This window comes from Streptomyces natalensis ATCC 27448, from assembly GCF_000935125.1.
Classification (GTDB): domain Bacteria; phylum Actinomycetota; class Actinomycetes; order Streptomycetales; family Streptomycetaceae; genus Streptomyces; species Streptomyces natalensis.
Genome location: NZ_JRKI01000006.1, coordinates 95,406 through 118,865, shown reverse-complemented (window position 1 = coordinate 118,865; position 23,460 = coordinate 95,406). Strand labels below are relative to the sequence as shown.

At 71.9% G+C, this 23,460-nt stretch carries 23 protein-coding genes and 1 pseudogene; 9 read left to right on the top strand and 15 right to left on the bottom strand.

Annotated features, from left to right (window positions below):
- Nucleotides 1-125 precede the first annotated feature (125 nt).
- Both SNA_RS04870 and SNA_RS43085 read right to left on the bottom strand, forming a co-directional pair.
- Nucleotides 126-413, bottom strand: coding sequence for a hypothetical protein (locus SNA_RS04870; protein WP_030067625.1), 288 nt, complete (start codon nucleotides 411-413; stop codon nucleotides 126-128).
- A complete protein-coding gene (locus SNA_RS43085; RefSeq protein WP_030067626.1) occupies nucleotides 410-571 on the bottom strand; it encodes a hypothetical protein in 162 nt (53 codons plus the stop codon). Before SNA_RS43085 ends, SNA_RS04870 begins: the two co-directional genes overlap by 4 nt.
- Before the next feature lie 136 nt (nucleotides 572-707).
- Here SNA_RS43085 and SNA_RS04860 point away from each other — a divergent pair, with 136 nt between their 5' ends.
- From SNA_RS04860 to SNA_RS04850, 3 genes are all read left to right on the top strand, one after another.
- Nucleotides 708-1,457, top strand: a complete 750-nt coding sequence (locus tag SNA_RS04860) for a TetR family transcriptional regulator (protein WP_030067627.1) — start codon at nucleotides 708-710, stop codon at nucleotides 1,455-1,457.
- A gap of 165 nt (nucleotides 1,458-1,622) precedes the next feature.
- Nucleotides 1,623-2,273, top strand: a complete 651-nt coding sequence (locus tag SNA_RS04855; RefSeq protein WP_030067628.1) for a TetR/AcrR family transcriptional regulator — start codon at nucleotides 1,623-1,625, stop codon at nucleotides 2,271-2,273.
- 292 nt (nucleotides 2,274-2,565) lie between these two features.
- Nucleotides 2,566-4,113 carry an MFS transporter gene (locus tag SNA_RS04850; protein ID WP_030067629.1) on the top strand — a complete coding sequence of 516 codons (1,548 nt, stop codon included), beginning with the start codon at nucleotides 2,566-2,568 and terminating at the stop codon, nucleotides 4,111-4,113.
- Between the two features lie 166 nt (nucleotides 4,114-4,279).
- On the opposite strand, the gene SNA_RS04845 is transcribed toward SNA_RS04850, so the two are convergent.
- Both SNA_RS04845 and SNA_RS04840 read right to left on the bottom strand, forming a co-directional pair.
- A complete protein-coding gene (locus tag SNA_RS04845) occupies nucleotides 4,280-4,777 on the bottom strand; it encodes a MarR family winged helix-turn-helix transcriptional regulator (RefSeq protein WP_030067630.1) in 498 nt (165 codons plus the stop codon).
- Nucleotides 4,778-4,964: 187 nt separating this feature from the next.
- Complete coding sequence (locus SNA_RS04840; protein WP_044363421.1) at nucleotides 4,965-6,014, bottom strand: questin oxidase family protein; 1,050 nt, start codon at nucleotides 6,012-6,014, stop codon at nucleotides 4,965-4,967.
- Between the two features lie 349 nt (nucleotides 6,015-6,363).
- Here SNA_RS04840 and SNA_RS04835 point away from each other — a divergent pair, with 349 nt between their 5' ends.
- Nucleotides 6,364-6,789 carry a pyridoxamine 5'-phosphate oxidase family protein gene (locus SNA_RS04835; protein WP_030067631.1) on the top strand — a complete coding sequence of 142 codons (426 nt, stop codon included), beginning with the start codon at nucleotides 6,364-6,366 and terminating at the stop codon, nucleotides 6,787-6,789.
- Between the two features lie 124 nt (nucleotides 6,790-6,913).
- On the opposite strand, the gene SNA_RS04830 is transcribed toward SNA_RS04835, so the two are convergent.
- Both SNA_RS04830 and SNA_RS04825 read right to left on the bottom strand, forming a co-directional pair.
- Nucleotides 6,914-7,474: a hypothetical protein gene (locus SNA_RS04830; protein ID WP_030067632.1), complete on the bottom strand. Its 561-nt coding sequence runs from the start codon at nucleotides 7,472-7,474 to the stop codon at nucleotides 6,914-6,916.
- Between the two features lie 340 nt (nucleotides 7,475-7,814).
- Complete coding sequence (locus tag SNA_RS04825) at nucleotides 7,815-8,447, bottom strand: GNAT family N-acetyltransferase (RefSeq protein ID WP_030067633.1); 633 nt, start codon at nucleotides 8,445-8,447, stop codon at nucleotides 7,815-7,817.
- Between the two features lie 172 nt (nucleotides 8,448-8,619).
- Between SNA_RS04825 and SNA_RS04820 the strand changes: the two genes are divergently transcribed.
- Nucleotides 8,620-9,621 carry a sigma-70 family RNA polymerase sigma factor gene (locus SNA_RS04820; RefSeq protein WP_030067634.1) on the top strand — a complete coding sequence of 334 codons (1,002 nt, stop codon included), beginning with the start codon at nucleotides 8,620-8,622 and terminating at the stop codon, nucleotides 9,619-9,621.
- A 424-nt stretch (nucleotides 9,622-10,045) separates the two neighbouring features.
- Here SNA_RS04820 and SNA_RS04815 read toward each other — a convergent pair whose 3' ends face one another.
- Both SNA_RS04815 and SNA_RS04810 read right to left on the bottom strand, forming a co-directional pair.
- Nucleotides 10,046-11,371: a L,D-transpeptidase gene (locus SNA_RS04815; RefSeq protein WP_030067636.1), complete on the bottom strand. Its 1,326-nt coding sequence runs from the start codon at nucleotides 11,369-11,371 to the stop codon at nucleotides 10,046-10,048.
- A gap of 83 nt (nucleotides 11,372-11,454) precedes the next feature.
- The gene (locus tag SNA_RS04810; RefSeq protein ID WP_044363440.1) at nucleotides 11,455-12,705 is read right to left on the bottom strand and encodes a CaiB/BaiF CoA transferase family protein; all 1,251 of its coding nucleotides are present in this window, start codon (nucleotides 12,703-12,705) and stop codon (nucleotides 11,455-11,457) included.
- A gap of 314 nt (nucleotides 12,706-13,019) precedes the next feature.
- On the opposite strand from SNA_RS04810, the gene SNA_RS04805 reads away from it, so the two are divergent.
- Complete coding sequence (locus tag SNA_RS04805) at nucleotides 13,020-13,280, top strand: hypothetical protein (RefSeq protein ID WP_044363418.1); 261 nt, start codon at nucleotides 13,020-13,022, stop codon at nucleotides 13,278-13,280.
- Nucleotides 13,281-13,322: 42 nt separating this feature from the next.
- Here the strand turns inward: SNA_RS04805 and SNA_RS04800 are convergent, their stop codons facing one another.
- On the bottom strand, nucleotides 13,323-13,937 hold the full coding sequence (locus SNA_RS04800) for a YIP1 family protein (protein ID WP_241779543.1): 615 nt from the start codon (nucleotides 13,935-13,937) through the stop codon (nucleotides 13,323-13,325).
- 85 nt (nucleotides 13,938-14,022) lie between these two features.
- Between SNA_RS04800 and SNA_RS04795 the strand changes: the two genes are divergently transcribed.
- The gene (locus SNA_RS04795) at nucleotides 14,023-14,739 is read left to right on the top strand and encodes a VIT1/CCC1 transporter family protein (RefSeq protein WP_044363413.1); all 717 of its coding nucleotides are present in this window, start codon (nucleotides 14,023-14,025) and stop codon (nucleotides 14,737-14,739) included.
- 76 nt (nucleotides 14,740-14,815) lie between these two features.
- On the opposite strand, the gene SNA_RS04790 is transcribed toward SNA_RS04795, so the two are convergent.
- The 5 genes and pseudogenes from SNA_RS04790 to SNA_RS04770 form a co-directional block, all read right to left on the bottom strand.
- Complete coding sequence (locus tag SNA_RS04790; RefSeq protein ID WP_037791313.1) at nucleotides 14,816-15,949, bottom strand: P1 family peptidase; 1,134 nt, start codon at nucleotides 15,947-15,949, stop codon at nucleotides 14,816-14,818.
- An 81-nt stretch (nucleotides 15,950-16,030) separates the two neighbouring features.
- On the bottom strand, nucleotides 16,031-16,855 hold the full coding sequence (locus SNA_RS04785; protein ID WP_030067642.1) for a L,D-transpeptidase family protein: 825 nt from the start codon (nucleotides 16,853-16,855) through the stop codon (nucleotides 16,031-16,033).
- A gap of 499 nt (nucleotides 16,856-17,354) precedes the next feature.
- A pseudogene (locus tag SNA_RS04780) lies at nucleotides 17,355-18,456 on the bottom strand (low temperature requirement protein A).
- A gap of 37 nt (nucleotides 18,457-18,493) precedes the next feature.
- Nucleotides 18,494-18,820, bottom strand: a complete 327-nt coding sequence (locus SNA_RS04775; protein ID WP_030067643.1) for a nuclear transport factor 2 family protein — start codon at nucleotides 18,818-18,820, stop codon at nucleotides 18,494-18,496.
- Between the two features lie 141 nt (nucleotides 18,821-18,961).
- Nucleotides 18,962-19,993 carry a methyltransferase gene (locus SNA_RS04770; protein WP_030067644.1) on the bottom strand — a complete coding sequence of 344 codons (1,032 nt, stop codon included), beginning with the start codon at nucleotides 19,991-19,993 and terminating at the stop codon, nucleotides 18,962-18,964.
- A gap of 179 nt (nucleotides 19,994-20,172) precedes the next feature.
- Between SNA_RS04770 and SNA_RS04765 the strand changes: the two genes are divergently transcribed.
- Complete coding sequence (locus SNA_RS04765; RefSeq protein WP_078969685.1) at nucleotides 20,173-21,555, top strand: amidohydrolase; 1,383 nt, start codon at nucleotides 20,173-20,175, stop codon at nucleotides 21,553-21,555.
- Nucleotides 21,556-21,763: 208 nt separating this feature from the next.
- Complete coding sequence (locus tag SNA_RS04760; protein WP_030067646.1) at nucleotides 21,764-22,855, top strand: MerR family transcriptional regulator; 1,092 nt, start codon at nucleotides 21,764-21,766, stop codon at nucleotides 22,853-22,855.
- Nucleotides 22,856-23,057: 202 nt separating this feature from the next.
- Here SNA_RS04760 and SNA_RS42115 read toward each other — a convergent pair whose 3' ends face one another.
- On the bottom strand, nucleotides 23,058-23,447 hold the full coding sequence (locus SNA_RS42115; RefSeq protein WP_157879863.1) for a hypothetical protein: 390 nt from the start codon (nucleotides 23,445-23,447) through the stop codon (nucleotides 23,058-23,060).
- Nucleotides 23,448-23,460: the final 13 nt, after the last annotated feature.

Genomic DNA, 23,460 nt, shown 5'->3' with positions numbered 1-23,460 from the left:
TTCGAACCTGCGACACCCGCTTTAGGAGAGCGGTGCTCTATCCCCTGAGCTACGGAGGCGGGGGGATCGGGAAGATCCGGCGACCAGCGTAGCGGATGACGGGTGGGGGGTGGCGCGGAGTCGCGTCAGCCGCCGATGTGCCAGCTGACCGTGCCGTCGTTGGTGGCCAGGGTGGCCAGCAGGATGAGGTCGGCGAAGCCGAGGGTGAGGCCGAGGAGGGCGCGGCCGCGGCGGGTGGTGCCGCGGGCCAGGGCCAGGCCGGCGAGGACCAGGGCGCAGGGGCCGAGGACGAGGTTGAGGACCAGGGTGCCCAGCAGGCCGAGGACGAAGGAGGCCACGGCCATGTTGTCGGCCTGGCGGTTCGCCTTGGTGTCACCGGTCGTCTGCGGGCCGGCTTCGGTGAGCGTGGTCATCGGGAGGTCCCCTCGTGGTGGCGGCGTTCGCGGAGTGTGAAGACGAGCAGCCAGCCGGCGATGACGGCGGCCGCTATGAGGGTGACGCTGAGGGGGAGGTGTGCCGCGGTGCCCAGCATGACCCCCATGAGGAGGAGGGCTGCGACGAGGAAGAGCATGTCCTTGCTGCCTTTCCGATGGGCTGCCGGAGGGTTTCCGGCAGATGAACTCAGAGGACAGTTGTTCACTGAGTTCCTTCAGTTTAGTACTGCCCACGAGTGGAGGAAGTCGGAGAACGGTTGTTTACTGGATGACATGAGTCACACCGTGGGAGTCCGGCAGGTCCAGAAGCAGAAGACCCGCCAGGCATTGCTCGACGCGGCGCTCGGGCTGCTGGCCGAGCAGAGCCTGAGCAGCCTGGGATTGCGGGAGGTCACGCGGGTGGTGGGAATCGCCCCGACCGCCTTCTATCGGCACTTCAAGGACCTGGGGGAGCTGGGCGTCGCCCTGGTGGAGGAGGCGCTGGGGAGCCTGCATGCGATGGTGCGCGCGATCCTCGCCGAGCAGGCCGGGGCGGAGGAGCGGATCGACCGGACGATCGCGGTCGTGGAGCGGCATGTGCGCGAACACCCCGCGCACGTACGGTTCGTGGCGCGCGAACGCCATGGCGGGGTACGGGCCGTACGGCAGGCCATCGCCGGTGAACTGGACCGCTTCGCCGAGGAGGTCGCCGCCGCGCTCAAGTCCCAGCCGGTGTCGGAGGGGTGGCGCGACGAGGACATACGGATGCTGGCGGAGCTGTATGTGGACCGGCTGGTGACGACGGCTGCGGAGTTGGTCGACGCCGGGGGTGGCGGCGGTGATGTCGGTGGCGGTGATGTCGGCAGCGGTGGTGATGGTGTCGGGGGGCCCGGGGGTGCTGGGGGAGTCGGGGAGGTCGGCGGTGCTGCCGCGGGTGGTGAAGGTGAACGGGAGGCCGCGCGGGTGGTGCGGACTGCGCGGCGCCAGCTGCGGCTGATCGCCGTCGCGCGCCGTCACTGGGTGGCGGAGGGCGGGGCGGAGTAAGGGCGAGCGGGAGAGGGGTGGTTGGTGTGGCACAGGTCACCTCTCTGGCGGGAAATATCCGGGGAGGGTGTCCCCGTTTAACGAGGCGTACGCAGGAAACGGGGAAGTGTTCCCCGGTTTCCGCACGGTCGATGTCCCGTCGCGCGAGGAGAGGAGTGTGCCGTTGTGACCGCTACGCGCCTGCGGGCCGATGCGCTGCGCAACCGGGAACGGATCATCGCGGCCGCTCGGGAAACCCTGGTCGAGTTCGGGGACGAGGTCCCGCTCGATGAAATCGCTCGACGCGCGGGGGTCGGCAATGCGACGCTTTATCGTCACTTTGCGGATCGACGGGAGTTGATCCACCACGTCACGCTCTCCGTCATGGCCCGTACCGCGGACCGCGCCGAGAGCGCTCTTGCCGAGGAGTCCGATGCTTTCCAGGCGCTGCGGCGCTTTGTCCACGATGCGGTGGAGGAGCGGGTCGGGGCGCTGTGCCCGCTGCTCTCGGAAAGCATCGATCTGAGTCACCCCGATCTGCTCGCCGCGCGGGCCCGCCTGGAGGCGGCCATCGAGGCCGTCATGCGGGCCGCGCGCGACAGCGGCCGACTGCGCACCGACATCGCCGTCGGTGACCTGATGGTCGCGCTCACCCAGCTCGCCCGCCCGCTGCCGGGATGGGGCCACCGGTCGAAATCCGGGGGAGGGTGCAGTGACTTCGACCGGTTCGTGCACCGGCATCTACAGCTGTTCCTGGACGGCCTGCTGGCGCCCGCCCGCTCCGAACTGCCCGGCACCGCCGTCACGTGGGAAGACCTGAAGCAGTGTCAGATTTAGCCGGGGCGTGGGCGTGGGCGTGGGTGCGGCGTCGGCGTCAGCCCGTCCCCGTAGCCGTTCCGCCCGTCCCCGTAGCCGTTCCGCCCGTGGCCGTGCCGCCCGGCCCGCAGTCGTTCCGCCCGTCCCATAGCCGTTCCGCAGTCGTTCCGACCGTCCCGTAGTCCTCAAGTCGTCCCGTAGCCGTGGGGCCGTCTCGCTCGTCGTGCGGCCCGTCCGTACGCCCCCGTGCCCCGCGCTCGCCCCTTACGTCCCGTTATTCGCTCGCTCACCGCACCGCTAGGTGGATCTCTCCATGTCTGAAACCGTCCCGCACGTCGATCCCCGGCGCTGGAAAGCGCTGATATTCATCGCTCTCGCCCAGCTGATGGTCGTCCTCGACGCGACCATCGTGAACATCGCGTTGCCCTCCGCCCAGAAGGCCCTGGGCATCACCGACGCCAACCGGCAGTGGGTGATCACCGCATACGCCCTGGCCTTCGGCGGGCTGCTGCTCTTCGGTGGGCGCGTCGCCGACCTGTGGGGACGTAAGCGGACCTTCATCATCGGGCTCATCGGCTTCGCGGCCGCCTCCGCACTGGGCGGGGCCGCGGTCAACCAGGGAATGCTGCTGGGCGCGCGGGCGCTCCAGGGGGTCTTCGGTGCGCTGCTGGCGCCGGCCGCGCTGTCGCTGCTGGCGGTGACGTTCACCGAGGCCAGGGAGCGGGCCAAGGCGTTCGGCATCTTCGGTGCCATCGCCGGTGGCGGCGGCGCCGTGGGGCTGATCCTCGGCGGTCTGCTGACCGAGTACATGAACTGGCGCTGGACCTTCTTCGTCAACATCCCCTTCGCCGCGGTCGCCGCGACCGGTGCTGTCCTGGTCATCCGTGAGCCCGCGGAGGGCCGTAACCCCTCCCGGCTGGACGTCCCCGGCGTCATCCTGGCCACGCTCGGCCTGGTCTCGCTGGTCTACGGCTTCACCCGCGCCGAGTCGGACGGCTGGCTGGCCGGCCCGACCCTGGGGCTGTTCGTCGCGGCCGCCGTGCTGCTGCTGGCGTTCGTGCTGGTCGAGTCGAAGGTGAAGGCCCCGCTGCTGCCGCTGCGGGTGGTCGCCGAGCGCAACCGCGGCGGTGTCTACGCCTCCCTCGGGCTGGCGATCATCGGCATGTTCGGTCTCTTCCTCTTCCTGACCTACTACCTTCAGATCGTGAAGGGCTACAGCCCGGTGACGACCGGTCTGGCCTTCCTGCCGATGATCGCCGGAATGATCACCGGCTCGACGCAGATCGGCGCCCGGCTGATGACCCGGGTCCGGCCGCGGCTGCTGATGGCGCCCGGCTTCGTGGTCGCCGCCACCGGCATGCTGGTGCTGACCCAGATCGATCTGGACACGTCCTACCCGGCGCTGATCCTGCCCGGATTCCTGCTGCTGGGCCTCGGTATGGGTACGGCGTTCATGCCGGCCATGTCGCTGGCCACGCACGGCGTGCAGCCGCGCGATGCCGGTGTCGCCTCCGCGATGGTCAACACCTCGCAGCAGGTGGGTGGCGCGATCGGTACGGCCCTGCTGAACACCATCGCGGCCAGCGCCACCACCGCGTACGCCACCGCGCATGCGGCCGGCGCGCCCTCGCGGCAGCTGCTCAAGCTCCAGTCGATGGTGCACGGCTACACCACCGCCATCTGGTGGGCGGTCGGCATCCTGGTGCTGGCGGCGGCGATCGCGTTCGTCTTCATCACCACCGGGCACCAGGGGGGCGCTTCCCCGGCGGCCTCGTCCGGTGACGGTGCGGGGGCGGATGCGGGCGCGGATGCGGCGGCCGGTGAGGGCCCGGAGGTTCAGGTTCCGGTCATGGTCCACTGAGGACGGACGGCGCGTCCGGAGCGCTGAGTATGTGAAAGGGGAGGGGCGGCCTTGGTGCCGCCCTTTTCCGTTGTGTGCGTACGGCTGGGTCGTAGCCGTCCCTGGCGTCGGGCCCTGGCCTGTTGGCGATCGGTCGGTGATCGGTCTGCGATCGGTCTGCGATCTCTCAACGGAGCCAGGGGAGATCGGCGCCTTTTGGCTGAAGTCCATCGGCCATGGCCCGGCAGATCTCGGCCAGGTGGCCGATCTGCTCGGGGCTGAGCCGGTCGAAGATCGCGGCGCGTACGGCGGCGACATGGCCGGGGGCGGCCTTCTCCAGGACCCGCATGCCCTCGTCCGTGAGGTAGGCGTTCTGGCCTCGTTTGTCGGACGGGCAGTCCTCGCGGACCACCCAGCCGTTCTTCTCCAGGCGGGCGATGGCGTGCGAGAGGCGGGATCGGGTGATCTTGGCGTTCTGGGCCAGCTCGGTCATCCGCATCCGGCGTCGCGGCGCGCGGGAGAGCTGGACGAGCAGGCCGTAATAGACGTGCGGCATCCCGGCGTCACGCTGAAGCTGGCGGTCCAGGTGGTCCTCCAGAAGCGTGGTGGCATGGAGGTAGCACTGCCAGGCGTATTGCTCCTCGTCGCTGAGCCAGCGCGGCTCGGCTGCGGGTTCGTTGCTCATGCCATCCACTCTCTCACCGACAGGTAAGTTCTTGAAGGTTTAACAATGGCTGGGTGTGGGTGGATGTGGGTGGATGCCGGTGGTGGTGGAGCGGGCGGCCGAGGGGGCGGCCGAGGAGGGGTGAGGGGGCGAGGGGCCGCGCATACGGGTGCGCGGCCGTGCGTCCCCGTCGCCCCCCGCCCGCCCGTCAGGCGGGTGACTCGATCAGTTCCAGCGCACGGAGGCCGGCGGTCAGCGCGCGATCGTCGCCGGCGGGGGCCCAGGAGGCCACGTCCAGGGCCGTGTCGGTCAGCTTGATGACGTGTTCGTCCCCGTGGGCGGTGGCGCGCGCGAAGACCTCCTCCGGGGTGAGCGTGCCCGGCCGAAGCGGTGGCAGCGGTTCCGCGGCGGAATAGACGGAGGTCAGCGCGGCGGTGGCGGCCCAGGCGGCGCCGAGGGACGGTGCCCACAGCGCGCGGGGGAGGGCCGGGAGGGTACGCAGTACGGCGTTCGGGGCGGTGGCCGCGTGGATGAGCAGGACCGGACTGCCGTGGCCGTAAGCGGCATAGCGGTGGGTGGCGGCCCCTACGACGGCGGCCAGTTGGTCGCGGGCGGCGTCCGGGTCCTGCGGGGCGTTCATCGCCTCGGCGGCCGTCAGCCATCCGTCCGTCCCGGGCAGCTGGGCCAGCCCGTCGCGCGGGCGGACGAACGGTTCGGCGACGCGCGGAAGGGCAGCCAGGGCGTCGGCGGGGGAGGCGGTGCCGGTGGGGCGCACGGTCACCGGGAGGGTGGTGTGCCGGGCCGCCCAGTACCCGATCGCATGCGCCAACTCGGCGATGCGCGGCGCCTCTTCGCCCTCCTCCAGGAGGACGCGTACGGCATGGCCGACGCGGATCACGGGGTGCGTGGCGGCACCGGCGATACCGGGCAGCAGCCGCGGCCACCACTCGGCCAGCACCTCGCGCCAGGGGCGTTCGGCCACCTGTCGCGTCAGATAGGCGGTCCAGTCGGTGACCCGGCGCGTATCACCCAGCGCTTCCTGCCAGTTGGTGTCGTCCAGGGGGGACTGCGGGCTCGGTACGTCCTCCAGCTTGGCCGCGTACGCATCGAGCCAGCGGTGAACGGTTCCGGCCTGCCCGTGCCGGACCAGGGCCTCTACGGCCATCGGCCCGTGATTGCTCAAGAAGCCGTGGAACTCGGGGCCGGTGGTGTGCAGGCGCTCCAGGGCTTCGTCGAGGGTGCCGCTCGTCGTGTCCATGGCCCGAGGCTAGGTCGGCACCGGGCGCCGCGTAACGGGCTGCGGCCCTACGCCGGTGGTCGTAAGGCCGCAGGCGAGGGCGAGGGCGAGGGCGGGGGCAGGGCGTGGTGGCGGGCGCGGCGGAGGGGATTGTCAGTGGGGGGTGGCACGCTGAAGTCGTGGGTGCGGACGGGGTGGTGGGGAGCCGGGGGAGTGGGGGGAGGGAAGCGTGGTGCCGGGCTGAGTGGCGGTATGGCGGGGGTGTGTGAGCGTGGAAGGGAGGGGGCTGGGATGTGTCAGGGGTTTGCAAGTCGGGCGTTTGGAAGTCAGGAGTCTGCGAGCCGAGGGGGCGTGACGTCGGGAGGCTGTCATGGCGCTGTCCGTGGAAGAGCGTGAGCGGTTTCTCGCCGAGCCGTTGGTGGCCGTCTTGTCCGTCACTGCGGGGAGCGAGCGCGGGCCGGTGACGGCGCCGGTCTGGTACGCGTACCGCCCCGGTGGCGACGTCGTGCTCTTCACGGGCCGTACGTCGCGCAAGGCCCGGCTGATACAGGAGGCCGGCCGCTTCACGTTGACCGTGCAGCGCACCTCGCCGACCTATCGCTACGCGGCCGTCGAGGGGCGTGCCGCCTTCGTCGAGGTGACGCCGGAGCTGGTCAACGAGGTGGCGGGCCGCTATCTGGCGGCCGAGAAGGTGTCGGAGTACGCGGCGGGGGTGCTGGCGCACGGCGAGGAACTGATCGGCGTACGACTGCGCCCGGAGCGGTGGAATGCGGCGGATCTGGGCCCTTCGGGGTGATGGCGCGGTGCCGTGAAGCGTGCCGCGGCGAACCGTTGCCGCAGTGCACCGCATGCGGTGATCGGGCTACCGCCCCGAGGACAAGGGGCCGGGGTCGGGCAGGCCGATGGCGCTGGTGGGGGCGTCAGTGTGCCGCGTGGACGCGTTGGGGGAGGCGGGTTCGGTGGGCCGGGTGGGGGCGGTGCAGGCCGTGTGGTTCGCGGATGCGGTGCGTGCGGAAGACGTAGAGCGAGACGACGAACATCACGGCGCCCATGCCGAGGCCGAAGCCGGTCGACTTGAGGACCGATTCGCCGCCGAGGCTGTAGACCCAGCCGATCGAGGCCCCGAAGAGGGCGCCGTAGGACACCGCACGGGTCTCGGTGATCATGGTTCGCTGGAAGTGCACCAGATAGAGCCCCAGGGCCCCGGTGACCACGGCCGTGGCCAGTCCGTAGAGGACGGCCTGGCCGCCTTTGATGCCGGCGGTGTGCGTCCGGAAGATCGTGAAGCAGCCGAAGGCGAGCGCCGCGACAATCGGCGCGGCGACGGTCGCCGGGACCCGGCGCGCGGTGCCCGGAATCCGGAGGCCGGTGTCCGGGCTGACGGCGCTGGCTCCGTGCTCCGGCTCAACGGTGCCGTGTGAGCGGGCCGCCCGCGCCTCGGGGGTCTGCGGGGTCTCGCGCCGCTCGGGGTGCGTTTCCATACCGGACTCCTCTCGCTCGCCCTGCCGTACGGGAGACGGTCGCGTCGGTGTCGCTGTGGCGGCCTCGCCGGCGTTGCCATGGCGGCCCGCACCGGTTGCGATGGCGTCGCGCACCGGTTCCGCCGCGCGGGCTCGGTCCGCCGGGTCGGCCCGACGGACCCCGCCGAGTCGGCCCGACGGACCCCGCCGGGTCGGCTCCCTCGTATGGGCTGCTCTCCCGTAAGGGCTCTCCGTCCAGGCGACACCCGCGTGCGGCATGCGTCAACCGGAGCGGCGGGGAACGGAGGCCGGCAGCGGAGGCGCGGACCCAGCGGGCGGCGCGCCCAGCAGCCGGCCGGGCTCAGTGGGCAGGGGCAAAGGCGGCGGCGTCGAAATCCTTTTGGTACCAGGCGACGTCCCAGTAGCGGCCGAACTTTCGGCCCACCTCCGTGTAGGTCCCGACGTGGCGGAAGCCGAAGCGGGTGTGCAGGCGGTGTGAGGCCGCGTTCGGCTGGGCGACGCCGGCGAAGGCGCGGTGCACGTCCTCGGTGGCCAGCGCCTCGAAGAGGGCCCCGTAGAGCAGGCTGCCGATGCCGCGGCCGGTGGCGTGCGGGGCGCAGTAGACGGTGACCTCGACGGACGGGGCGTAGGCGGCCTTCGGACGGAAGGGGCTGCTGGTCGCGTAACCGAGCAGCGCCCCGGCGGCAGAGGTCGCAGTGGCGAGCGCCCCGCTGGCAGGCGCCCCGGCGGCGGGCGGCGCGCCGCGTCCTGCCCCCGCCGACCCGACCGACCCCCTCTCCTGCGCAACCAGAAGCCGGTGGGGACCGTCTTTGGGGTGGGAGCGCAGCCACGGGAGACGCTGACCGGGAGTGAAGGGCTCGGTGTCGAACGTGATGGACGTCTCGCGAACGTAGTGGTTGTAGAGCTCCGTCAGGGCCGTGAGATCGGCCTCGACCCCCGCTCTGACCTGCACGTCCCCGCTCCTGGGCCGCATCTCGCCTCCCTTGCGCGGAGGCAGGGTACTGCATGATCAGAAAAATAGGGTCGCGGCATGGGAATTCTGTCCGGATTCCAGCCGTTGTTTCCTTCGGACGGGTCGCTCGGTCAAAGATCGAGTCTCCCGCTCCACTGTCCCGCGACCGACTCATCGCAAAGGGAGCACACGCATGGCAACCCGTGCCGTCGCCCGCCGCCAGGAAAGCAGCCGCGATTCTGACGGGGCCAACAGTGTTCGCGCCGTAGGCGGGGAGATCGCCGACCGCGACCTGGTCGGCATGTATCTCGACGAGATCGCGCGCACACCCCTCCTCGACGCCGCCAAGGAGGTCGAGCTGTCCCAGACCATCGAGGCGGGTGTCTACGCCCGGCAGATCCTGGACGGCGAGGTCACCGACGGCAATGCCGCGGGTGCCGCCCCCGAGGAGCTGGAGGCCCTGGCCGAGGAGGCCGCCAAGGCCAAGGACATCTTCATCCGCTCCAACCTGCGGCTGGTCGTCGCCGTGGCGCGCCGCTACCCGCGCGCCGGTCTTCCGCTGCTCGACCTGATCCAGGAGGGCAACGCCGGACTGGTGCGGGCCGTGGAGAAGTTCGACTACGCCAAGGGCTTCAAGTTCTCGACGTATGCGACCTGGTGGATCCGTCAGGCCATCACCCGCTCCATCGCCGATCAGTCGCGCACGATCCGCCTGCCCGTGCACCTCGTCGAGGAGCTGGGCCGGATCCGCCGCGTGCAGCGCGAGTTCAACCGCGAGAACGGCCGCGACCCGGAGCCCGAGGAGGTCGCGGGCGAGCTGGGCTCCACACCCGCCCGTGTCACCGACGTCCTGGACTGGGCGCGCGACCCGGTCAGCCTGAACATGTCGGTGGACGACGACGGCGAGACCCAGTTCGGCGATCTGCTGGAGGACACCTCCGCCGCCTCCCCCGAGCAGTCGGTGCTCTCGCTGCTGCGCAGCGAGGAGCTGGAGGATCTGATCGACCGTCTCGACCAGCGCACCGCCTCGATCATCAAGGCGCGCTACGGCATCGAGGACGGCCGTGAGCGCACCCTGACCGAGGTCGGCAAGCAGCACGGCCTGACCCGCGAGCGGATCCGCCAGATCGAGAAGCATGCGCTGCTGGAGCTGAAGCGGATGGCGCGGGACACGGGGTTCGACGCGGCGGCGTAGCCGGGCCTTCGCCCCAAGCCGAAGCCGAAGCCGGAGCCGAAGCCACAACGGCCGCCGCCGGGGAACGGCGGGCGGCGGCCGCCTCCTGACGCCTGGTCAGCCGCGGGCACGATGGCGCGGCGGGGTCGCGCCCGGGTGACCCGCCGCCTCGCGCTCCGCCCTGATTTCCCGGTGCCGTTCCGCCAGATATGCGGTGGTGTGGACGTATCTGGCCTTTGCGGAGGGTCACCGCAAGGACCTTCCGCTCCTTGCGGTGTTCGTGACGCACGCCGGGTCGGCGCTCTTCTTCTTCCTGCGGCTCCGTGCGCGCCGGAAGAAGGGCTGAGCCCCGCCCCCGCAGCCCCGCCCCCACAGCCCCGCCCCGCAAAAGCCAAAGGGCCGGCCCCGTAAGGGACCGGCCCGCTCTCAGGCGTATCGGGTCAGATCAGACCGCGCTGCCCGCCTTCCACTCCGACCACGACAGGTTCCAGCCGTTGAGGCCGTTGTCCGGCTGGACGGTCTTGTCGTGGGAGTTCTTGACGATGACCACATCGCCGATCAGCGACTGGGTGTAGAACCACTTGGCCTGGGTGTCACCGCCGCCGCCCTTGTTGTCCTGGAGGCCGACGCAGCCGTGGCTGGTGCCGGACTTGCCGAAGACGGAGGGGGAGCCCCAGTAGTTGCCGTGGATGAAGGTGCCGGAGGACGACAGGCGCATGGCGTGCGGGACGTCCTTGATGTCGTACTCGCCGCCGAAGCCGACCGTCGAGCCGTCCATGCGGGTCTGCTCGAACTTCTCCGAGATCACCATCTGGCCGTTGTAGGTCGGGTGGTCGGGGCTGCCGCCGGAGATCGGGATGGACTTGACGGTGCTGCCGTCCCGCTTGACCGTCATGGTCTGGGTGTCCATGTCGACGGTGGAGACCTGGGAGCGGCCGATGGTGAAGGTGACCGTCTTGGACTGCACGCCGGTGATGCCCTGGCCGCCCTTCACCCCGTCCAGGTCGATCTTCATGGTGACCTTGGAGCCGGCCTTCCAGTAGTCCTGCGGCCGGAAGTCCAGGCGCTGGGCGCCGAACCAGTGGCCGACGACCTGCTGGCCGCTGCTGGAGGTCACCTTGATGTGGGACTGGACGTCCTTCTTGTTGCTGATCACCTTGTCGAAGTTGAAGGACACCGGCATGCCGACGCCGACGGTCTTGCCGTTGTCGGGGGTGAAGGAGCCGATGAAGCTGTTGGCCGACGAGACGGTGCTGAAGGTCGCGTTCTCGGTGGCCGGACGGCCCTTGGCGTCCTTGGCGTTCGCCACGATCTTGTACTTGGTGCCCCGCTCCAGCTGCACGCCGGGCTTCCAGGACGACTTGTCGCCAGATATGGCACCCGCCACCGGGGCGCCGGTGTCGGCCACGGTGAGCTTCACATCGGTCAACGTGCCGCCGGTGACCTTCACCCCGGTGTCGTTGATGCTGGCGTCGGTGGCGCCGTCCTTCGCCGACACCGTGATCTTGGCGTCCGACGAGTCCTTCTTGGCCGCGGCGTCCGCACCGGCCTGGCCGTTCTTGGCGTCATGGCCGCCCGCCTCGGCGTCGCCGCCGCAGGCCGACAGGGCCAGCGCGCCCGCCGCGATCAGTGCGGTGACGGCCAGCGTGCGGCGGGTCCGGCGGGTGAGGCGCGGAGCAGTGGCGGACTGCCCGGCTGTCTGGAGCGGCTGGTGCGGGGTGCGGGACCAGGCGGGTGCGGGGTTGTCCGGCGATGTCACGAGCTGCTCCATACAGGGGTGTTGTGTATTTCCGTGCTGGTAAACAGCACCTGCGGGCGAAATTGGTTGCGGACATGGCCATGATGTGACGAAGGTCACATCCGCGGGGGGAGGGGCTGGTCGGCGGGCCCCGACAACCAGGTTCGCAGCGCCGTGCCGTGTTCGTCCAGACGGGGTGGCGCGAAGGGCGCGGCGACCGGGGTGCCCGACAGCCGTAGCGGGCTGGCGATTTGGGGGATACGTCCCTCCCCGACCGGGGCCACCGGGTCCAGCCCCAGCCGCTGCGCCAGCTCCAGCGCCCGGGAGAGCGAATTGACCGGACCGCACGGCACCGAGACGGCACCCAGCCGCTCCGTCCAGCCCTGCGGGGTGTCCGCGGCCAGCCGCTCCTCCAGCGCCGCGACGAGGTCCCCGCGGTGGCGCACCCGGTCCTGATTACGGGCGAAGCGGGCGTCGTCCGCCAGCTCCGGCACCCCCAGCTCCGTCGCCAGCGCCCGGAACTGGCGGTCGTTGCCCACCGCCACCGCCAGCAAGCCGCCGCGGCAGGCCAGCGTTTCGTACGGCGCGATGCTCGGGTGGCGGTTGCCCATCGGGCCCGGGTCGCGGCCGGTGGCCAGGTGTCCGGACGCCTGGTTGACCAGCGAGCCGAGCAGCGAGGACAGCAGATTGACCTCCACCAGCTGGCCCTCGCCGGTGCGGTCGCGGTGCCGCAGCGCGGCCAGGATGCCGACGGTGGCGTCCTTGGCGGTCAGCACGTCCACCAGCGCCACACCCGCCTTCAGCGGCGGACCGCCCGCCTCCCCGGTGATGCTCATCAGCCCTCCGACGGCCTGCACCACGAAGTCGTAACCGGGGAGGGAGGCGCCCGCGCCGGAGCCGAAGCCGGTGAGGGTGCAGTGGACGAGGCCGGGGTTGGCGGCGCGGGTGGCGGCGGCGTCGAGGCCGTACTTGACGAGCGAGCCGGGGCGGAAGTTCTCGATCAGCACATCGGCCCGGCGGGCCAGTTCGCGGGCCGCGGCGGCGTCGTCCGGGTCGCCGAGGTCCAGGGCCAGGCCGCGCTTGGAACGGTTGGCGGCGTCGAAGTAGGCGGCGGTTTTGCCCTGCTGCGCTCCGCCGTCGCCCGCGGGCGCGGCGTCGGGGGTGAACGGCGGGCCCCAGCTGCGGGTGTCGTCGCCGGTGCCCGGCCGCTCCACCTTGATCACCTCGGCCCCCAGGTCGGCGAGGGTCGCGGCGGCCAGCGGCCCGGCCAGCACCCGGCTGAAGTCGGCCACGAGGATGCCGTCGAGGGCGGCAGGGCAGGGACGCTGGGGCGGCTGGGGCTGCTGCGGCACGTGCGTACTCCTCATGTCGGGGACGGGCGCCGCCATCGTCACGGGCGATCTTCGCCAAGGGGAAGGCTCCGGGCTGTCCAAGGCGGCCGGACCGATCTGGCCGCGCCGGAAGGGGTGAGGGCCTGCCCGAGACGCGCCACGGGTCAGTCGAGCGGAATGCGCCGAAATGTCATAGGAGATACGTCACTTAGCGAATTACGGGCTAGATCCCCTGTTGGAAGCCGTGGCCCGTGGTGTCCAATGGAACCGGCGGAAGCGGCCGGTCCATTGCCCGGGAACGGCCCGATCCGCCCGGCAGACCCCAGCCCCGCGCCCGACTGGAGGACCGGATGCTCCCCTCCGTTTCGATTCTGCAGCAGGTCATGCTCGCCGTACTGCTCGCGGCGACCGTCGCCTGGGCCCTCGCCCTGGTCAGACTCGTGCGGCGGGCCCGCCAGCCGGCCTCGGGCGGGCGCGGACGGCGGCGGCTGCTCGGCTCGGTGCCGCGGCAGACGGGGCCCGGCGGCCCGCCCTCGGAGTGCGTGGAGCTGAGCGCCGCGGAGCGGGAGGCGTTCGCCGGACTCGTACGGCAGCTGACCGGCCGCGGTTAGCGTTCGCCAATCCCGCCAAACCCGCCAGGCCCGCCGCCTCCGTCAGCGGACCGGGCCCAGCCGCAGCAGCGCGAGCGCGGCCAGCATCTGTACGGACACCGCGGCCGCCGACTTCGCCGTCGTCAGATGGTGCTGACCGCGAATCAGCAGCACCGCCAGGACGAAGCCGAACCCCCAGGTCGCATAGGTGGCGGCCTGGACGAAGGTGGCGTCGGTCGGCAGCCAGGCCACGATCGCCAGCCGCGGCAGATCCGTCACCCAGAACACCACGATGAACAGGCTTGCGGTCGGCGCGAAGCGGCCGCTGCCGCCGAGCGTGCGCGCTATGGCATGGGTGACCGACCCCAGGCCGAGGCTGGCCACCAGAATGCCCGCCTCGGCCAGCCCGGCCACTTGCAGCGCCGCGGCGCGGTCGGCCGTCCACTGCTGCCGGAACGGCGTCATCGACATCACCCCGATCAGCCCGCTGACCAGCGACAGCATCACCGCCGCACCCCATGCGCCGTGGTCCCGCGCCTCGTCCAGGGTCTCCACCGGCCGGTACCACAACCCCAGGATCAGCCGGTGCCACCACATCCGGCGGCGCGGCACGGGCGGCCGGGACGGCGGCTGGACGAGCGTGGGCGGAGGCGAGGGGGGAGGTGGTGGTGCGGACATACGGCCGTTTTTACCACCGGCCCTTCCGCGACGGGGCGGGGGCGTCGGGCGGCGCCACCACGGCCGTGAATGAGACGCTCGGCCGGTGAGTCTTCCACGACCGGACCATGACGAGGCGCGCGGCGGCACGCTCGGCAGCCGCCTCAACTGGCTGCGGGCCGCGGTCCTCGGCGCCAACGACGGCATCGTCTCCACCGCCGGACTCGTCGTCGGCGTGGCCGGCGCCACCGGTGACCGCAGCACGCTTCTGACCGCCGGACTGGCCGGACTGCTGGCCGGATCCATGTCGATGGCCGCGGGCGAATACGTCTCCGTCTCCACCCAGCGCGACTCCGAAAAGGCCGCCCTGGCCCTGGAGAAGCGCGAACTGGCCACCGCCCCGCACGCCGAACTCGCCGAGCTGACCGAGCTGCTGGAGGGCAAGGGCATCAGCCGCGAACTGGCCCGGGAGGTCGCCGAGCAGCTCACCGACCACGATGCGCTGCGCGCCCACGCCGAGGTCGAGCTGGGCATCGACCCCGACGAGCTGACCAACCCCTGGCATGCGGCCGGTGCCAGCTTCCTCGCCTTCACCGCGGGCGCCCTGCTGCCACTGCTGGCGATCGTGCTGCCGCCCGCCGCGGCGCGCCTGCCGGTCACCGTCGGCGCGGTGCTCGCCGCGCTCGCCCTGTGCGGCTGGAGCAGCGCCCGGATGGGCGCCGCCCCGCCCGGCCGCGCGGTGCTGCGCAACACCGGGGGCGGAGCGCTGGCGATGGCGGTGACCTATCTGGCGGGTGTGCTGCTGGGGGCTACGGGGACGTGACGCTGGGGGGGTGACACGGGTCGGGTCGCCGCCTGCTGAGGACGCGTCAGTCCCGTACGGGCCCCGGTACGGCCCGTCAGCCTCCGTACAGATCCCGGTACGAGGGAAAGCACCCGCCCGGCCCGTCCACCGTCTCCGCCGCCAGCGCCGCCTTGACCACGGCCCGCATCAGCACATCGGCCCCGGCGGCGAGGATCTCGTTGAGCGCACCGGCCTCGGCATGCACCCCGAACACGGGGTCGGCCAGGGGCTCTTCGGGTGCCAACGGGCGGGTGCTGGTGGACAGCGCGAAGACCGTGTCGCCGTCGGAGAGGAGATGGACCGGGCGGACGGCGCGGGCCAGGCCGTCGTGGGCGACACCGGCGAGCTTGTGGGTGCGGGCGCGGCCGAGGGCGGCATCGGTGGCGACCACCGCGAGGGTGGTGTTCAGCGGCGGACGGAGCGAGGCGGCGGCGCGGGCCCGGGAGAGGTCCCGGGTCTCGGCGAGGCGGCGCTGGGCGGCGGCGTGCACCTCAGGGGAGGGAAAGGCGGCCGGGCCGCCCGCGAGCCGCCCGTACAGCGCGCCGGTGTCCGGGTCGGCGAGATCCCCGGCCGAGTTGACGGCGGCCAGCGCGGCGACCGTGACGCCCGAGTCCAGGACGGCGCTCGCGGTCCCGACACCGCCCTTGAGGCCCCCGGCCACCGCGCCCGTACCGGCGCCGGTATTGCCCTGTGCCACCGGCGAGCGCGGATCGCTGTGCGCCGCCGCCTCGACCGCAACCCGGCCCAGTGCGGCATCGGGCCGGGCTCGCCAGTCGCCGCCGCGCCCCAGGTCGAACAGGGCGGCCGCGGGCACGATGGGGACGACCTGGGCGGGATCGGCGCCGACCCGGAAACCGCGGCGGTGTTCCTCCAGCCAGGCCATGACACCGGAGACGGCATCCAGCCCGAAGGCGCTGCCGCCGGTCAGCACGACCGCCTCCACCCGCTGGACGAGATTGCGCGGGTCCAGGGCGTCGGTCTCCCGGGTGCCGGGCCCGCCGCCCCGTACGTCGACGGCCGCGACCGCGCCGCCCTCGGGGGCCAGCACCACGGTGGTGCCGGTCAGATAGCCGCCGGAGGTGCGTTCGGCATGGCCCACCCGCAGGCCGACGACGTCGGTCAGCGCGTCGTGCGGCCCCGGCAGATGGGGCCCGTGCGGCGCGTGCGGTTGCTGCGGTGCGTCAGCCATGGCTCATGGGTACCACGCCGGCCCGCGCGCGGCCGGGCGATGGCGCATGCCGGGGATCCCCCAGCGGTAGCTGGGGGAGTGTCAGCGGACGGACGGGCCCATCACGATGACGGGGTGCAGCGCCGGGTCCAGGGTGCGCAGCAGGTCGCGCATCGCGTCCGGTTTGAGGCTCACACACCCCTGGGTGGGGCCGTCGTGGTCGACGTGCAGCCAGACGCCGCCGCCCTTGAACGCGCCGTCCGGCCGCTGCTGGTCGAGCGGCGAGGTGCCCGGCACCCGGTTGTAGTTGATGGCGATGACGTAGTCGAAGGCGCCGGCCAGCGGCTCGCCCTCGACGCCGGTGCCATGGGCGACGAAGTCGTGGTTGTGGTCGTAGGGGAGTTTGGTGCCGGTCGGGGCGGGCAGCCTGCCACCGGCGTCGGTGAGCGTGTAGACGCCCTCCGGGGAGCGCAGATCGCCGTAGTGGTGGTCGTCGGTCCAGCCGTGCGCGGCGTTGTGCGCGTCCCAGGCACGGCCGGGCCGCCACTCGTCCGCGCCCTTGGCGCGGGTGTAGAGGACGACGCGGGACTCGTACGAGTCGCCGTTGCGGCCGCTGACGACCAGGACCTGGCGGGCGTTCTTCGGTATCTGCTTGCGGACGATGTCGCTCAGCCCGGGGATGGCGCGGAGCAGACCGGACGCGAGGTCCGGTGCGGTCTTCGGGGCGGGGGCCTTGGGGGTGGCGTCCGGGCTGCTGGCCGTCTTGGGCGCGGGCTGCTTGCCGTCGGCCAGGCCGTTGTGATCGTCCCCCGAGGCGGGCCAGGCCCACAGCGCGGTGCCCACCAGCGTGGTCAGGGCCAGGCCGCCGACGGCCTTGCTGCGCCGGGACAGGCTCTTGGGCGCGCTGGGCTGTGCGTGGCGGGCCATGGCGGGCGTCTCCTCGGATACGGACGGACCGTGACGGGCCGTGTCGGGCCGATCCTGCACCCCACGGCACGACCGGCGCCCTTTTCGTGCCGCGCGCAATTCCCGTACCGGACCGCCGCTGACGGGCCGCCGGGACGAAAACCCGCAGGCATAAAAAGGGCAATCTGCACCCTAGCGCGTGCGTGTCGGCGCCCGGCCCCCGCCCCCGGTGAAGGGTGAGGAGCAAGAGGGTGAAGTCACCGGAAGTGATCGCCGTTCGCGGGGAATTGGCGGGGATTGCGGGGTCGGTGGGTGCGACGGGGCGGGCGGTCCCGGACGGCCCAAGATGGCCGAATCCATCACCAAGTAGGCGCGGACGCACGGCAGTTGCCGCACCCCCGCAGATCCTCGCGGTGTTCGCCCGGTCCGGTGACCGCGTACGGCCGTTCGGCACGCTTACGGGCGAAGCCGTGGCGCAACCCGTAACGCACCGCACCCGGCCCGGACCGGTCCTGGGGCCCTACCCCTCCAGCGCCGTCCCCTGCCGCGCCGTCAGGGTGGCTCCCACCGCGACCGTGACCGCCGCCACCAGCCCGGCCGCCAGCACCGCCAACTCACCCGCGAACGTGCAGGCCAGCACCGCCACCGACGACACCGGAAGCACCAGCTGCTGCGCCAGACCGCGCTTCTGGTGGCGCGAGTGGATCAGCCACACCGTGAACATGAACAGCGCGGCCGGCACCGTGGCACACGCCGACGCCGCGCGCAGCGACAGATGCGCCGAGCCCACCGACTCCTCCACCGCGATCTCGATGCCCGCGCCGACCGCCGCCGCCGACGCGTACACCAGATAGTGGCCGTAGCCCCACAGGAACGCCTGGCGGTTGGAGCGCAGATGCAGATGGATGGGGACCGCGAAATAGATCCAGTACGCGGCGAACACCAGCAGCAGCCCGCCGCCCGCAAGCGGCAGCAGGACGCCCAGCTCGTCGTTCTCGTCCAGCGCGGACTGCACGGCGACGGTGGCCGCGGAGATGGTCTCGCCGAGCACGATGATCAGGAACAGCCCGTAGCGCTCGGCGATGTGATGCGGATGCCAGGCCGTCTGCCACGTACGCTCCGCCACCGCCGGCACCGCCAGCTCCAGCGCGCCCACCACGACGAACACCCACACCACGTCCCCCGAGGGCACGATCAGCAGTCCCAGCCAGCCGACCTGGCAGACCGTCACCCCCAGCGCATAACTGAGCGCGGTCCGCCGCTCGGCGCCCGTGCTGCCGTACGCGGCCCGCAGCCACTGCGAGACCATCGCCAGCCGCATCACCAGGAAGCCGAACCACACCACCCCGAAATCGCCGGCGGCGAAGGCCCGGGGTCACCACCCGGTAGAGCGCATCATCGGTGTCGTACGCCGACGAGAACCAGCTGAAGTTCATCCACGCCCACCACACCGCGAAGAACAGCATCAGATAGCCCACGATGCCGTGCCCCCAGTGCCCCGCGGCCAGGGCGTGCACCAGCTGACGGCCGGCCTGCGCGATGGCCACGACGAAGCACAGGTCGAAGAAGAGCTCCAGCGGAGTGGCGGCGCGATGCGCCTCCCGGCGGCTGCGCGCCCGCATGGGGACCGTCACGGCAGATCCTCGCCCCGGGCGGCGGTCAGCCGGTGATCCGCATCAGCGCGATGCGGTCGCCCTCGACGGTGAAGGCGAAATCGGACGGTCCGGTGTAGCCGTTGCCGCCGACCTGGAGACTGACGACGGTGGTGGCGCCCTGCGCCCGTACGGCCGTCACCTCCAAGGTCACCTGGCGGCCGATGAACTCGGCGTCGCTCCACTCACGGATCTCCTCCCGCCCGCGGAACTCCCGCCCCCAGTCGTTGACCGCCCCGTCGTCGGCGAAGGCGGCGAGAAAACCGTCGATGTCACCGCCGTTGGCGGCGCGCAGGGCACGGTCGACGGGCGCGGGCAGCGACGGGGTGGGCATGGCGGCTCCTTGGCTCCGTGCACGGACTCCGGCCCCGGGCGGCGGCGCGGGTGGCATCAGTACAACCCGCGCGGGCCCCGGCACCGGCGAGCACAGCGGGGGCGCGGCGTGTCGTGTCGCGGCCGCGCCCCGGCCGGGCCGCTATTCGGCCACCGCCTCCACGATCGAGGGGAACGCCGCCGTCGGCAGCACCCGGGTCAGCCGGAACCCCCCGTCCGACAGCAGCGTCGCGAACTCCTCCGCGGTCCGCTCCCGCCCGTCCAGCAGCGCCATCATCGCGACATCCATCGTCTTGCCGAAATGCGGGGCATTGCCCGGCGGCAGCACAGAGTCGACGACCAGCAGCCGGCTGCCGCGGGCCATGGCCCCGTGACAGGTACGCAGAATCCGCCGGCAGTCCCCATCGGGCCAGTCGTGCAGCACATGCTTGAGGACGTAGACGTCCCCGCCCCCCGGCACGGACACGAAGAAATCGCCCTCCTCGGTGCGCCAGCGGCCCTTGAGCTCGTCGCCGTCCAGAAGATGACGGGCCAGCGGCGGCGGCTGATCGAAGAGCACGCCGGTCAGCTGCGGATGACGGCGCAGCGCGGCGCGCAGCAGACCGCCGCGGCCGCCGCCCACATCCACGACCGTGCCGGTCTGCGGGAACGGATACGCCGCGGCCACCGCCTCGTCCACCGGACCCGACAGCGACGCCATCCCGGTGTCGAACAGCGCACGCCGCTGCGGATCGGCCGCCAGATGTGCGAAGAGCGGAGCCCCGACGAGCCGTTCGAAGGCCGCGCCGCCCTCCCGTACCGCCTCCGGCATCCCCTCCGCCGTCCGCCGGAACAGCTCATCGGTGACCAGCATCACGGCGGGATGCAGCGAGTCGGGGATGCCGGTGCGCAGCACCCGGGCCGCCGGCGTCAGGTGGAAGGCGCCCGAGGCGTCCTCCCGGAAGATGCCACGGGTGGCCAGATAGCGCAGTACCCGGCGCAGATGCGGGGCATGGGTGTCGGTGGCGACGGCCAGCTGCTCGACGGTGCGCGGGCCCTCGGCCAGATGGTCCGCGATCCGGTACTGGGCCGCGGTGCGCAGCGCGGCGGAGAAGAGATGGCCCAGCGCCTGCTCCATCAGATGGGCCGCGATGTCGCCGGGCGCGCCGTTCGGCGGGGTGGATGCGGGGGCCATGTCTGCCTCCAATCAACGGCGTGGGCGGGCTGATTCACGGTGGCAGGAGGGGGCGCGGGTGTCACGAGGCTGACAGCGACGACCCGCGAAGTCCGGCCAGCCGGGACGCGGGCGGACCGATGCCGTCCGGTACGTACACCCCAGGGCGCGGCCGCGGCCGTTCATGGTCGAATTCGTGTATGAGCGACAGTGACCACTCCCGACCCGTAAGTGACCTCTCGCGCACCCTCCACGGCGACAAGCCGCCCATCGACGGCGCCTCCCCCGACGGCGCCTCCCCCGACGGCGCCTCGCCCGACTCCGGGCCCCTCGTCGCCCGGCCCGTCCTCGACGCCGCGCTGGCCCCGCTCGACGACCGCCTCGCGGACCTGGTGGCGCTCTACGAGGATCTGCACCGCCACCCCGAACTCGGCTTCCAGGAAACCCGTACCGCCGCCGAGGCCGCCCGCCGGCTGACGGCACACGGCTACGACGTCACCACCGGCATCGGCGGCACCGGCGTCACCGGCGTCCTGCGCAACGGCCCCGGCCCGGTGGTCCTGCTGCGCGCCGACATGGACGCCCTGCCCGTCACCGAACGCTCCGGCCTCGCCTACGCCTCCACCAACCCCGGCCGGATGCACGCCTGCGGCCACGACGTCCACGTCACCTGCCTTCTGGGCGCCGCCGATCTGCTCGCCGCGGCCCGCGAGCAGTGGTCCGGCACCCTGATCGTGCTCTTCCAGCCCGCCGAGGAGATCGGCAACGGCGCCCAGGCGATGCTCGACGACGGCCTCTACAGCAAGGGCCTGGTACCCGTCCCGGATGTGGTGCTGGCCCAGCACGTCGCCCCGTTCGGCGCCGGGCTGATCGCCTACTGCCCCGGCGCCTGCATGGCCGCCGCCGACAGCCTGGAGATCACCTTCCACGGCATCGGCGGCCACGGCTCCCGCCCCGAGACCACCATCGACCCCATCCTGATGGCGGCCTCCTTCGTCCAGCGGGTGCAGTCCGTGGTGGCCCGGGAGGTCGCCGCCAAGGACCAGGCCGTGGTCAGCGTCGGCTCCTTCCACGCCGGCGACACCGCGAACGTCATCCCCGACCAGGCCGTCGTCAGCATGAGCGTGCGCACCTTCGACGAGACCGTACGCACCCGGGTCCTGGCCGCCATCGACCGCATCGCCGGTGCCGAGGCCACCGCCTCCGGCGCCGACCGCGCCCCCGAGATGAAGATCCTCGACTCCTTCCCCGTCACGGTCAACGACTCCCGGACCCTGCACCAGGTCAACGCCCAGTTCACCCAACTCTTCGGCGAACAGCGCCTGTTCCCCTACGCCCCGGCCTCCGGCAGCGAGGACGCCGGCCTCCTGGCCACCGCCGCCGACGCACCGCTGTACTACTGGTGGCTGGGCGGCTGGGACCCGGACGCCTTCCACACCGCACTGGCCGCGGGACGCCTGGCACAGGACATTCCCTCCAACCACTCCCCGCATTTCGTGCCGGTGGTCCGGCCGACGCTGACGATGGGGGTCCAGGCACTGGTCTCCGGTGCCCTGAACCGACTGGCAGGGCAGGGAGGTTGAGGGTCGTCCGCCGCTTCCCTCTCGCCTGCTCCCCTCCCCTTTGACCTTGTCCCTGGGGGAAGGCCCAGCATCGGGCGTGCCGGGCGAGAGGCCCGGTACGAGGAGGGCGGCGGACCGGAGTCCCGACGGATGAGCGGGGACGGGGCGGGCCGACGGACGAGTGCGATCGTGAGGGCCGCCGGATGAACGCGGACGGGAGGGACGACGGATGAGCGCGGACCGCGGCGGCGAACTGCTGACGATCGGCGCCTTCGCCCGTGCCTCCCGGCTGTCGCCGAAGGCGCTGCGGCTGTACGACGACCTCGGCCTGCTCGCCCCGGCCCGGGTCGACCCGTACAACGGCTACCGCCGCTACGCCCCGGCCCAGCTGGAGCGAGCCAGGCTGGTCGCCTGGCTGCGCCGGGTCGGCATGCCGCTGGCCCGTATCCGCGAGGTGTGCGAGCTGGCACCGGGCGCGGCGGCCGAGGCGGTCGCCGCGTACTGGGCGCAGGTCGAGGCCGACACCGCCGCCCGCCGGGACCTGGCCGCCTTCCTCGTCGACCAGCTGAAGCGGAAGGACACCACCACCACCATGGCCACAGACGCCACACCCACGCCGGACCGTTCCCTGACCATGCGCTACGCCGCCGGGACCGACCGGGGCCTGGTCCGCCCGGTCAACCAGGACGCCGCCCACGCCGGACCGCGGCTGCTCGCGGTGGCCGACGGCTGCGGCGAACGGGGCGAGCACGCCGCGGCCGCCGCCCTCGACGCGCTCCGGCCCCTGGAGGACCGGGACCTCGCCGGTGCGGACCTGCTCGGCGCCCTGGAGGAGGCGGCCCGGCGCGCCCACCGGGCGGTCCCGATGGCGGACGGGGAGAGCGGCTGCACCCTGACCGCACTGCTGCGCTCGGGCTCGCAGCTGGGGCTGTTGCACGTAGGGGACTCGCGCGCCTATGTACTGCGCGATTCCGGCCTCTTCCGTATCACCCATGACCACACCGTGGTCCAGTCCCTGATCGACGAGGGGCGGCTCACCCCGGAGGAGGCCCCCCACCACCCCGACCGCGCCCTGCTGCTCCGCGCCCTCGGCGCCGGCGGCGACGACGTCGCCCCCGACCTCCAGCTCCTGGAGGCCCGCCCGGGTGAGCGCTACCTCCTGTGCACCGACGGCATCTCGGGCGTCGTCCCCGCCGAGTCCCTCGCCGCCGCCCTCGCCGCCGCCCCCACCCCCCAGGACGCCGTACGCGAGGTGATCGCCCTGGCCCACGAGGCGGGGGCGCCGGACAATGTGGGGTGCGCGGTGGGGGAGTTGGCCTAGCGGGCCGACCGCGGGGGGCGTAGGCCCTTGGCCCGTGCGGCCGGTGGCCCGCTGCTCGTACAGGCTGTGGCCTACGCCCCTTGTCGACTACCTGCCTGGAAAGCTGTCGGAGACGCTATGGAACGGTGGCTAGCCGGAGTCGACACCTTGCAGAGGAGACCTCTATAGGGCCGCGCGCAGTACTCTGACCGACGGGAGAAGATCAGTCGAAAAACTTCTCCTCAAATTCTCCCTCTACCCGGTCCAGTTCCTCTTCAGACAGAGCGACCGGGGTGAAGTTATGCCTCCGCGCATGCTCGATAAATTCGTCGGGAAGTTTCACCCCGTACTCCTGCACAAAGTATCCCCAGTACGCTGGCCATACCCATTCTCCATCAGTGCAGTACCCAAAGGGAACAACCGCTCCCTTTTCGGCGTTCATTGGATCTCGGACATTTCCGGCCGCAAGGAGCGAATATGAGCCGGACAAGTACTTCGCCAATGGCTCACGCAGGGAAGGAGGCAGACGCCCTGCCAGTTGAGTGAGGGATGCCTGCTGGAACAAGTCTTGATTCTCTGCCTGAACTTCCTCAAAAACCGGAAGCATCTTCACGCAAATCGGTCCC